The sequence below is a fragment of the Catenibacterium sp. co_0103 genome (genome assembly GCF_004168205.1).
Taxonomy (GTDB): domain Bacteria; phylum Bacillota_I; class Bacilli_A; order Erysipelotrichales; family Coprobacillaceae; genus Catenibacterium; species Catenibacterium mitsuoka_A.
This window is the reverse complement of sequence record NZ_RCYB01000063.1, coordinates 1-11,592: the sequence shown is the minus strand read 5'-3', so window position 1 is coordinate 11,592 and position 11,592 is coordinate 1. Positions and strand designations below refer to the sequence as shown.

11 protein-coding genes and 2 pseudogenes are annotated in these 11,592 nt (G+C 35.1%); 9 read left to right on the top strand and 4 right to left on the bottom strand.

Annotated elements, in window-relative coordinates; translation table 11 throughout:
* Window positions 1-74: 74 nt before the first annotated feature.
* The 4 genes from EAI80_RS09640 (at window position 75) to EAI80_RS09625 (ending at window position 3,496) form a co-directional block, all read left to right on the top strand.
* Window positions 75-962 carry an ROK family protein gene (locus tag EAI80_RS09640; RefSeq protein WP_192924041.1) on the top strand — a complete coding sequence of 296 codons (888 nt, stop codon included), beginning with the start codon at window positions 75-77 and terminating at the stop codon, window positions 960-962.
* Between the two features lie 2 nt (window positions 963-964).
* Window positions 965-1,702, top strand: a complete 738-nt coding sequence (locus EAI80_RS09635; protein WP_129981842.1) for a ChbG/HpnK family deacetylase — start codon at window positions 965-967, stop codon at window positions 1,700-1,702.
* A 77-nt stretch (window positions 1,703-1,779) separates the two neighbouring features.
* Window positions 1,780-2,307 carry a hypothetical protein gene (locus EAI80_RS09630; RefSeq protein ID WP_129981841.1) on the top strand — a complete coding sequence of 176 codons (528 nt, stop codon included), beginning with the start codon at window positions 1,780-1,782 and terminating at the stop codon, window positions 2,305-2,307.
* A 73-nt stretch (window positions 2,308-2,380) separates the two neighbouring features.
* Entirely contained in the window at window positions 2,381-3,496 is a 1,116-nt protein-coding gene (locus tag EAI80_RS09625; RefSeq protein WP_161220322.1) for an SWIM zinc finger family protein, read from the top strand.
* 152 nt (window positions 3,497-3,648) lie between these two features.
* Here EAI80_RS09625 and EAI80_RS09620 read toward each other — a convergent pair.
* The 3 genes and pseudogenes from EAI80_RS09620 to EAI80_RS09610 form a co-directional block, all read right to left on the bottom strand.
* Window positions 3,649-4,840: pseudogene (locus tag EAI80_RS09620) on the bottom strand (site-specific integrase).
* 77 nt (window positions 4,841-4,917) lie between these two features.
* Window positions 4,918-5,124, bottom strand: a complete 207-nt coding sequence (locus EAI80_RS09615) for an excisionase (RefSeq protein WP_129981839.1) — start codon at window positions 5,122-5,124, stop codon at window positions 4,918-4,920.
* A gap of 12 nt (window positions 5,125-5,136) precedes the next feature.
* Window positions 5,137-6,186 carry a replication initiation factor domain-containing protein gene (locus tag EAI80_RS09610; RefSeq protein ID WP_275670193.1) on the bottom strand — a complete coding sequence of 350 codons (1,050 nt, stop codon included), beginning with the start codon at window positions 6,184-6,186 and terminating at the stop codon, window positions 5,137-5,139.
* A gap of 498 nt (window positions 6,187-6,684) precedes the next feature.
* On the opposite strand from EAI80_RS09610, the gene EAI80_RS09605 reads away from it, so the two are divergent.
* The 5 genes from EAI80_RS09605 (at window position 6,685) to EAI80_RS09585 (ending at window position 11,369) form a co-directional block, all read left to right on the top strand.
* Complete coding sequence (locus EAI80_RS09605; RefSeq protein ID WP_129981837.1) at window positions 6,685-7,320, top strand: helix-turn-helix transcriptional regulator; 636 nt, start codon at window positions 6,685-6,687, stop codon at window positions 7,318-7,320.
* 427 nt (window positions 7,321-7,747) lie between these two features.
* The gene (locus EAI80_RS09600) at window positions 7,748-8,047 is read left to right on the top strand and encodes a hypothetical protein (protein WP_226837799.1); all 300 of its coding nucleotides are present in this window, start codon (window positions 7,748-7,750) and stop codon (window positions 8,045-8,047) included.
* Between the two features lie 81 nt (window positions 8,048-8,128).
* The gene (locus EAI80_RS09595; protein ID WP_009321393.1) at window positions 8,129-10,084 is read left to right on the top strand and encodes a hypothetical protein; all 1,956 of its coding nucleotides are present in this window, start codon (window positions 8,129-8,131) and stop codon (window positions 10,082-10,084) included.
* Window positions 10,085-10,086: 2 nt separating this feature from the next.
* Complete coding sequence (locus EAI80_RS09590) at window positions 10,087-10,737, top strand: ATP-binding cassette domain-containing protein (protein WP_009243732.1); 651 nt, start codon at window positions 10,087-10,089, stop codon at window positions 10,735-10,737.
* A 185-nt stretch (window positions 10,738-10,922) separates the two neighbouring features.
* Entirely contained in the window at window positions 10,923-11,369 is a 447-nt protein-coding gene (locus EAI80_RS09585) for a hypothetical protein (protein ID WP_129981836.1), read from the top strand.
* Between the two features lie 42 nt (window positions 11,370-11,411).
* Here EAI80_RS09585 and EAI80_RS13455 read toward each other — a convergent pair.
* A pseudogene (locus tag EAI80_RS13455) lies at window positions 11,412-11,592 on the bottom strand (hypothetical protein); the annotation flags it as partial.

The following is an 11,592-nucleotide window of genomic DNA, read 5'->3' as shown; positions in this document are numbered from 1 at the left end:
AGAGTTTTGGGGGATTTGAGTTTGGTTATATATTTGTGTCCGCGCAACGAAGGCGCGGGGAAATGGAGGAAATTATGAAAAGTGTATTAGCTATTGATATTGGTGGAACTTTTATTAAATATGGATTGATTCATGAAAATTATCAAATCTCTAATAAAGGAAAAGTAAAAACGCCAAATACTACAACAGAAGATTTTTTAGACGAATTAAAAAGTTTATATGATTCTTATAAAGAAGAAATAAGAGGAATTGCTATTTCTGCTCCGGGAAGAATTAGTGAAGAAGGTGTTATGTTAACTGCAGGAATATTAGAATATTTAGAAGGATTTAATCTGGCACAGGAACTCTCAGAGGTATGTGATGGTATTAGTGTAACTGTAGAAAATGATGGTAAAGCAGCCGCTTTATGTGAAGCAACAATTGGTAGTGGAAAAGATTATCCTAATAGTGTTGCCCTTATATTTGGTACAGGTATTGGCGGAGGCGTTATAATTAATAAAGAAATATTAAGAGGTTGTTATTTGATTGCAGGAGAGTTTTCACCATTATTCACTAATTATGAAGTAGGTAATTATGATTGTTTTGCCACACTTTATTCGACAATTAGAGTTGTAAATAAATCAAAAGAAATGACTCATGAAGATGATTTAAATGGTGAAAGAATGATGGCACTTTATCGAGAGAAGTCTTATTCTGAATTAAATGATTATCTTGATGCTTGGTTTTTTGCGATTGCAAAGTTTTGCTACAATATTGATGTACTTTATAATCCAGATGTTATTTGTATAGGTGGTGGAATAAGTGCTGATCCGCTATTTGTAGAAAAAATTAAAGAAAATATCGATGTAATTTACGAAGAAGCCTTTGTTTTTAGAAAACCAAAGGTTGAAGTATGTATGTATCAAAATGATTCTAATTTGTTAGGTGCATACTGTCGCTTTATTAAAATGAAAGGAGAATAACTATGAAGTTAATAATGAGAGCGGATGATTTGGGAATAAGTGAAGGAGTGAATTGCGGAATTTGTAAAGCCATTAAAGATGGTGTTATTACAAGTGTAGGACTCATGCCTAATATGGAACATGCTTTAGATGGATATGAAATGATTAAAGATTGTAATGTATCTGTAGGCCAGCATACAAACATTTGTTTAGGAAAGCCTCTATGTTCTCCTGAAGAGATTCCAAGTCTAGTAGATGAAAATGGTGAATTCTATTCAAGTAAAGTTATTAATAAAAGAAAAGAAGATACAATTAACATTGAAGAATGTGAAAAGGAAATAGAAGCTCAATTAAATCATTTTATTGAAATCACAGGATTTAAACCACATTATTTTGAAGGCCATGCTGTATTTTCTTTTAATTATATGAAAGCATTAGAAAATGTTGCAAAAAGACATGGTTTATTTTTTGTGAATCCTATGGATCCTCAATGGGTAAGTGAAAATCATATTCATGGATTAGGTATGATTCATTTTGATGAAAGAGGATTATATGATCCAAAAAGGTATATGGAAGATAATTTAGGAATGTTGAAAGATAATGAATGCTGTATTGCAATATTTCATCCTGGTTATTTAGATCAATATATCTTAACGAATTCCTCTTATACGCTTATTAGACCAATGGAATGTGATTTTTTGTGTAGTGATTGGTTAAAGGATTGGATTAAACAAAATGATATTCAACTAGTAACCTTATAGTAATCTACTATTCTACTAAATGAACATGGAAAAACTATCATGTATACTTTTAAAGTATTTAGGGGGATATAATAAGAATGTATGATTTTAGATTTGATACAAAACTAATGCAATCTTTTGTGGGATTACAAATAACATCATACAAATGTACAGATACTATAACAGAAATGGTAGATATTCAAATTGGTGATAATGTATATTGTTTAATAAATGAATATGAAGAATTAGATTACTTTTTATTAGAGAATGAAAATACAGTGTATAGAATATCTGATTCTTATAGAAATGGTCCTGATAATACTCAGATTACGGTAAATGTAAATCAGATTATATCAAAGGTTATTTTATTAAATGAACATATTGTATTGGAAAAGAATGACAGAATATCTTATGATGTGTGGGATACCAAAGCTATTATATTTAGCTTAAATGATTATGAATTATGTTTTATTAAGGAGGATTGTTGGTTTTCTGAAAAAATAGAAATATTAAAAGGAAAGGATTTACTTAACCATATTTTCGATGAACAAGGTATTCTAGATGACTTCATTGATATGAAAGATGGTATGGCAGAGTTGAATAATGAAATTGTGGTTTTTATATGAATAAGAAAATGAATTAGATAGCAGAAATGCTGTCTTTTTTAGTATAATAGAACTATATATGGGAGGTGCTTATATGGAATGGGAAACTTATTTTCAAAAACGAATATTGGATAGGGGGTATGACTATTATTTTGATGATCGCGTAGAAGATTTACGTATTAATTCTAATAGGATTAAAGCAGTTGTTAATGGGACAGATTTTTATCATGTAGAAATTAAATTAAATGGAAATAAAATAATAGGCATGTCCTGTGATTGTCCTTATGCATTAGATGGACATAATTGTAAGCACATGGCAGCTGTTTTATATGAGTGGCAACTAAGAGTGACTCATCCAGAAATAGATAGTTTACAGCTTGTTGAAGATGCTTCAGAAGAGGATGTACGATCATTTCTTATTCAAGTACTTGATGATAATCCTAATTTAGTAGAAACCTTTAAACAATATACACAAAATGAATTTTCTTTGACTACAATGATTGATGATTTGGAGGGGGTTTGTGATTCTTATAGTAATGGTTATCATTATATCGATTATGAATTTAGCCGTGATTTTTGTGATAACTATGAAGATGCTGTTGATAAGTGGCTTGATGTTTTAAAGAAAAGGGATCAATATTCTCTCGCATTTAGATTCTTATTAAAAGCTTATGAAGTATTTTATAAGCTAGATATTGAGGATAATGGAGGTGAAACGGTTGCACTTTCTGTTATCATTATAAGCCAATGGGCAAATATAATTATGTGTATGGATGACTTAGAAAGATTAGAAGCTTTTGTTGAATTAGGACAATACCTCAACAGCATGAGAGATTATTATGATAGCCAAAAGATTATTGAAATATTTTTTGATTGTTTAAGTGGTAAAGAATTCTTAAAGCTGAAGCTTGATCTTGTGAAAAAACAGTTAGACTACATAGAGAGTCATGATGATATTTTTAATAGAGGATATGCAATTGAAGGATTTGCGAAAAAGTATCTTGAACTCTTAAAGAAGAATAAAGCATCAAAGAAGGAGATAAGTGCTGTTTATAAAAAGTACTGGGAATATATTCCTATTAGAATGGACTGTGTCTATACTTGTATTAATAATAAAGAATATGACAAGGCTTTAGATTATATTGACGAATGTATTGATTTTGAATATGAAAATCAAGATCGTATGAAGTTTAAAATAAACTTAAAATAGATTTTTGATTATCTTTTCATATCTTCTTAAATGTCCGCAAAGCCTTATTTTATCAGCTTTACGGGCATTTCTCTTTTCGGTTGATACTTCCAAACCGCCACGTTTTATCACTTTTTCTCACGGTCAATCGTGGTAAATATCGTGGTAAAACTTTAGGCTACCATGCTCCTTAATTCTGCCTTGACGTTCTCTATGGACGCATGGGCGTACAGGTTCAGCGTGATACTGATGTTTGCGTGTCCCATGATGTACTGTAAACTCTTAGGGTTCATATTCCTGTTGGCAAGTCTGGTACAGAACGTATGGCGCAGGATATGGGGCGTTATCTTTGGTAAGCTGTCCTCATGGCTCTTGTTATATTTCTTCCTCAGATTAGCGAAAGTAGAAGTATAATAGGCGTTTGTCATAGGACAGCCTTTCCCGTTCAGAAAGAGGAAACCGCTGTACCCACCTATCCCTATCGGCTCTGCCTTTGGCTTGACCGCCATGACACGCCTAAACGCCTGTTTCACTTCCTCGCTCATGGGGACATCGCGCACACCGCTTTTCGTCTTTGGCGTTTCGATATAGTAGCCTGTTTCCTTGCTGGATAATAGCTGGTGGTCTACATGGATAACGTCATTTTCAAAGTCTATATCCTGCCTTGTCAGTCCACACAGTTCTGAGATACGGAGTCCTGTTTTTAACAGTATCACGATTGCGTCATAATACTTGCTGTATGTCCTGTCTTTGCTGGCAAAGGACAAGAGCCTTTCTTCCTGTTCCTCGGTCAATGCCTGCCGTGGCGTCCTGTCGTCCTCTATGACTTCATTCAGCTTGAAATCAAAGGGGTTCTTCCTCACGAGGTCGTCCGCTATGGCAATGCGGAATGACGCATTTAACGAGCGTTTATAATTGCTTATGGTCTGATAAGCATAGCCCCTGTCTTTCATGCGTAACGCCCATTCCTTAGCGTCTGAAAGGCGTATGCTGTCAATGCTCCTAGCCCCCCAGTATATCGCCCTCTAATGTCCGCATGAGCTTTTTCCTGCCCTGCCTTGTGCTTTCCTTTACGTTGGCTCTCTGGGCGTTCTGTTTAGCGTATAGCTGGCACAGCGTCATTTTTCCGCCTGTCGTGTCGATACCGTCCTGTAAATCCCTTTGTATCTCCGTTTCTAATTCCCTTAGGGATTTCCCGTCCCTCTTTCCTTTAGGTACGGGGTCTGTCGGTACAAGTTTCCATGAATAGGCATACCTTGTCTTTCCAGCCTTGTCCACATATTTGTATAAGTATCTCCCGTCTGCTCTCTGGCTCTCTCCTGTCTTTAAGAGGCGACCTTTGCTGTCCCGTCTTTTTTCCGACATTTCTTATCTGCTCCTTTCGTAAGAAAGAGCCTTGATATGACTTACTGAAATAATATCACATACAAGGCTCTTTTGCATTAGATTACGTCTGTTTTATCCATAAATTTCTCAAACTGTTTTTTCTTAATCAAGATACGGTTGCCGTTCATCACATACCAGTCCCCGTGTCGGTTTTCTTCCACCAGTCGGCGGAGCTTGTTCTGCCCGATTGTGAAGTATCTTGACGCTTCCTCAATGGTAAGGGTGTATTTTTCCCATACGGGAATATCAATCTTTTCGTTCATCATGCCACCCCCCTACCTGTTCTTTGTGTCATACTGGACATAGGGTATCAGTTCTGTCCTGTCTATCCGCTGTAAATGGGCGGTCAGCTTGCTGGAAAGGGAAGTGCTGTACCTTGCCCTGTCTACCATATCCCCGACACGTTCCAGTCCACCTAGAGCGTCATGGGATTCGAGGAAGTAAAAGCCTTTGACAGCGGATATGACACCACCCTCTGTAAGCCACTGTTGCGTTTCTTCAAGGGAATTATGCGGTGTGGGTACATGGAGTTTTAAGAGTTCCACAGCCCCTAAAAAGCGTTGCCAGAAACGGCACGTTTTCCACCTGCTTTTGTTGCTCTCGTTCCTGTTTGCCACGACAAAACGCAGGTTGTCCGCCAGCAGTCCGAAAGCCAGTTCCCCAATCTCCAGCGGTCTTTCCTGAAATGCCATAGCAAAGGCATGAGCCTTTTCATCACGCAGTTGCATTTCCGTCCGTTTCCAACTCCCGACTTCATCAAGCGTCCTGTTGTATTTGCCGCACACTTCTTTGTCTTTGTCATAAAAGCGGTAGGAAAGCCCTGATTTTCCAGCCCCGATATAGACGGTCTTTGCGGTGTTAAAATCGTCAAACTTGCTCTCGTCAAAGTGATAGTCCTCACTGTTGGAAACAAATTCCTCTTTTTCGCATTTCTTCTTTATCTGCTCTATGGTAAAGAACGGCGTTTCGTTCCTGTCGTCAATGGCAACGTCCAGCCTTGTGAAATGATAGTTGCCCGTCCCATATCTTCTTTCACAGCGTTCAAACATATCCCCAAAGGTCAAGCCGTTTTCATCAAGGATACGGAAAATATCATCACACCCCCTGCCTGTCATCACGAGATAACAGCCAAGCCCTTGTGGGTTGTCCTCTGTCTTTTTTGCGTTCCCCGATACATAAATGTCCCCGATTTCCCAACGCGCCTGATACGTCTTGAATTTAACGCTTGCCGGATAGACATTGAAAATGTCAGTCGGTAAACCTAAAATGTGCATGATAACATCTTCTGCGGTTGCAGTATCAAATACAATGCTGATGTAATCAATCTTAACGGATAAATTTTTGTGTGTAGTTATAGTGCATTACTCCTTTCGTACTTCCCGTTTTTTTGCGAGGTAAAAATCGTGTTTTTTCCTTTATTTATCACAGCTTCTAGGTACTATGACATGTATGCGCAGGGCGGTGTTACATATACGCCCTGTACGGAACGCCTGCGGCGTTCCCTTTTCTTCCTGCACCAGCCCCGTTCTTAACGCTCACGAGCCTTTGGGAGGCTCGTGGCTAAACGGGGCAGGCACAGGAAGAAACACAGTTTTCGGTCGGATAGTCCATGCCTATTCATGCTATCAAAGCGAAAACAACTCTTTTCTATGCTTACTCAAGCGTGTGATTAACCTCATTGTGCTTAATCACTATATCTGCTATGATAATAACGCCTTTAGAATTACTTGTCAAGAACTTTTTCTTGACTTTTTCGTCTATAATAAGTATGATAGGCTTATAAAGGAACGAAAAAGCCGGGAAAGGAGAAGATATAAGAAGTTATGGAGCATGATACAAAGAAAATAAATTTTTTAGGGGAGAACATACAGACCATAAGAAAACACAGGAAAATGAAACAGCAGGAGCTTGCGGACGCCATCGGTATCAATATGCAGAGCCTTTCCAAGATTGAACGAGGGGTAAACTATCCGACCTTTGACACGCTGGAAAAGATAATGGACGTACTGGGAGTAACGCCCAATGAATTGTTGTCGGGGGAATGGAAGTTTGTCCAACAGGCGGAAAAGGAGGTATGCCAGTTTTTAAGGACGGAAGAACGCCTAAACGCAGAGTTGAAACATGGACACTATGATAACTTCTTTGACAGCGAGGAAGAATGGCTGGAATATGAGCTGGAACAGTTGCGGAAATATATCACAGACTATATCAGCGGAACAGACATACAAGCGTCCGACCTTTACCCTATCAAGGAATTTATCCAGCACTTGAAATTTCAGAAAGTATTAAACCGCTATGATGATTTATACAGCATGGATATGTTCGGGGAAAGCACAGAGGGACATAAGTACGGTACGCCTTATCAGGTTGTAAAGAAGATAAACCCAAACTCAAAAGAGGATATGGAGCTGTTACGGGAAGTATTAAAAATCAGTGATTTTGACAACGGGGACGAGTAGCCTTTTTCCTCTTGCGTGAAAGATACAGCAAACAAAAAGCCCAGATCAAGAGTGCAAGCACCACTTCTAAAGAAGTGGCAGGCTCTTGACAGGGCTTTTTCTTTTCTGTTTATGGCAGACAAGAGAAAAAAGGATAGCTATATTGTATAGTTTCTCTAATAATTTTAGAGCAATGAATTTATCACAGGTACTTCGTCTTTTCATTGTAAAAGTACAATCGTGGAAAGCACTAATATTGGTACTTTGATTTTGTGCATTATGCACAAAATATGATAGCAACAAAGAGGTCATATATAAAATAGAAACAAAAATAACTTGACATTTAATGAAATATATGTTATGTTGAGGTTAGCAAAAACAGTACGTGACATAAAACTATCAAAAAGTAAAAAAGAGAAAGGAGGTTTATCGAATGAGAGCAAAGAAGTTGAGAACGAAAGTAGTTGGTCTTGTAGCAGCAGTTATGGTTGTCGGCGCTCCACTTACAGCGTGGGCTATTGATGTAGCGGGTGGAGATTTGTACTACAATGGAGGGCAAACAGACACCATTGTATATTCCGAAATTGGGCGTAAAGCAGGTATTAGTCGCAACTACATGGTAAAGGCAACTGTAAAGGTCGGCGGAGATACATATACCAGTGGATTCAAGTCAAACTACGCTTACAAAGATGCAAAGAGAGTTTGGTGGGCGAACGAAACATCTTATTATGATTATTATCCATATTAAGTAAAATAGTTCAAACACCTAGGGTGGGGCTATTTGTCCCGCCCTATTTTATACATTTCTTCAAAGAAAGGGGCGTATGTTATGAAAAAATTTTTAAAGATTTTTATTTTCCTTGAAGTCATACTCTTTGCATATATTTTTAATACTTCTATTTACAACATTTATGAAAAGAATAACATTGCTACTGAGAATTTAAAAGGGTATGTTTTAGAAGAAACATCGCCAGAAATTCTCGACAAATTTTATACAATATTTACAGAAGAATATTCTCAAAATAAATTAGAACTCATTAACAATACGCTCACTTCCACAGATAAATCTGTTTATGATTTATATTGCTATCCATTAAATGAGTTTACACAAAAACAGCCTATATCTTCCTCTATTTTGTTTCAATATCATGAATTGCAAAAGGAAGATTTTTTAGATAGTGTTGGTGTATTCTATACAGATTTACCAGCTAACGCAATTAAAGAGATAGCTTCTCAACTGTCCGTCGCAATAAATAACTTTGAAAATGACGCTATTCCGTATAGTATGGTATTAGAATTGAATCTTCTGAATTTTGTAATCTTATTTATTGTACTTCAAATCATATACTGTATTTATACGTCTTATAGTTTGAAAAAAATAGGTATTAAAAAAAGCATGGGCTTTTCTACTATACATATTTTAAAGGAGCAAATTACCAGTGTAATAAAATATTTTGCTGTAATATGTTTAGTATTACTGTTCTTGCTAAATTTATATTACGCATTAACAAACAGATATGATTTTTCTTATTTAGCAACAAGTGTACTGTTCTTTATTGGTGTTTTAGCTATAAATATACTTTGTGTTTTAATTACAAGTATTTTAATTAAGTTTGTTTCTTTAGAGGCAATGATAAAAAATAAGACTTTAAATAGCGGCACAAATATTGTAGTTCAGGCTATAAAAATAATTTTTTCGGTAATAATCGCTATCACTATTATTTCATTGCTGAATCAGGGGAACTCATTTAGACAAAGCCAACAAGCTGTTTTAGATTATAAGTATCTGGACGGATATTATACCGCTAATGGTTTTAATTCATCGGAGTATGATTATGCGTTAGCAAACACAGACATATTAGAAAAATATTCTGAACAAACATTAGAGATGTATAATCATAACCATTCACTACTATGTGATTTTAGGACAGACGGTGGTTTGCAGACATCACGCCCCTATTATGAACAACAGCTTGTTATTGCAAATAGAAATTATCTGAATGAATTTTCAAATATCCAGCTCAGTGGAAAACCATTGGGAGAAGATATATTTAGTGAACCAACAGTATTAGTTCCACATAAATATAAGAATGATGAAAATTCTATTAGCGAATATATTAAGCAAGAATATTTCCGATTGATGAATTACAATCAATTTTATGGAATACCGGGAGAAGAAAAAACTATTGATAAATTTAATGTTGTTTATATAGACGATGATTCTACGATAAAAGTCAATACAGAAAATGGTTTTTCGGATATGGCTAATCCTATTATCATTGTTGATACGGGCAATTTTGCAGGACTTTACTATTTGGATTCTTTAAATACAAGGTGTTTATTTTTTCAAATGGAGTCAAGAGAAGATTTTTCTTCTTTGTTATCAGAATATGATTTAGAGCAATTAGTTACAGCTGGAACATTACTTACACCTTATTTAATGCAACTTGAAAATGTGACATTCGTTCTTAAAACACTCACTATGTTTACGATTGTCTTTATAGTGTCTTTACTGTTTATTTTGTATATTTCAAATTATGTGGACATTTTTGTAAATCGAAAGAGATATGCGGCAAAAGAGATTTTAGGATTCTCTCATTTTAGGACACTGAAAAATCGGTATATTTTTTGGGGAATCGAAATAATTATATCAGGCGTATTAACTGCTATAAATTATTATTTTGCTTGCCTTTTTGCGATTATACTTATTGACTACATATTCTGCGAATTGCTTTATAGAATTTATATCTCAAACGCTTTATATGAGATTGAAAAGGGGGCATAAGTATGTCATTGATTACATTAAAGAACGTCAAAAAAGAATATGGGAAAAATCAGGTTCTATTTGAAAATTTATCTTTAGAAATAGAAAAAGGCGAATTTGTGGGGCTTGTAGGGAAAAGCGGGGCAGGTAAAACGACACTTTTAAATATAATAGGATTGATTACTGATATATCCGAGGGAACAATCACTATTGATAGTCATAAAAATTTGTCCATGAACGGTAAAAATGCTATGATTTTGAGAAGATATACAATAGGCTATCTATTTCAAAATTATGGACTAATAGAAGATGAAAGCGTGTTGTGGAATTTAAAATTAGCTCTTGAATATAAAAAAGTAAAAAAAGAAGAAAAACTGAAACTAATCAATAAGTATTTAAAGCAATTTGAGCTAAGTGACATGCTTAACAAAAAAGTATATCAGTTAAGCGGTGGAGAGCAACAGCGAATTGCAATTATTAAATTGATTTTGCAAGGAAGTCAGATTATATTAGCTGATGAACCAACTTCTGGACTTGATAAAGAGAACGAATTGATAGTGATGAAACTTTTGAAAGAATTAAATGAAAAGGGCATTACTATAATCATGGTCACTCACAACATGAATTTGTGCGATTGTTTTTCCAGAGTTATAAATGTAGAAAACTTTAGATAGTTTGTTAAAGGGAGATACGCGGTTTTATTATACGTGCAATCTCCCTTTATATTTCGTCATATCAAGACTCATATTCAATTATGGTAAATTCGTGGTAAAACACTTATTTTTTCAAGTGATGAACAGCCCTTAAATGCTGTATTTATGCGGATAATCGGATTTTCTATATCAAGTTTAATATAAAATTGAAGAAAGATATTTATAAGAAGCAGGGAAATATCAAAGCTTACAGAGAAGAATTAAAGAATTTGATTCTCTTTTTCAATGATACTAATTTAGAGGATTATGTTGAGCTGAGAAGTCTCTTTTCTGATAAAGAATGGATCAAGGAAAGAGACTCTATAATTGAACAGCTTACTCCTGGAAGGTTCTTATGTGAAATATTAGAAACAGAGCAACTATATGAACAGCTATTAGACGTTCTCTTAAGAAGTGACGATAAATATTTGCTGCATCAATATACCGATTTGCTTAGTGAGAAATATCCTGAACGGCTGCTTCAGATATATCGAGAAAATGTTGAAAAACAGGCTGAATCTACTGGAAGCAGAAAGCATTATTACCAAATTGTAGAAGAGTTAAGAAGTGTGAAACAAAAATCAATCAAAACGTATAAAAAAAGACAAACTTAAAAATAAGTTTGAATAATTTAGAAAAAATAGAATAATTGAATATTATGGTTTAGTTAATTTAGAAACGTCAAAACCTGATTTCTTAAGAAACTCTATCGCTGATTCTTCTGTTAAAACTTGTTGCTTTATAGGTGGCTTAGGATTTTTAAATGATTCATAATCTGAAGGATTAAATGTCTCTCCAGTAAGAATCATATGGTATATACTGACAAGCATCATTCTT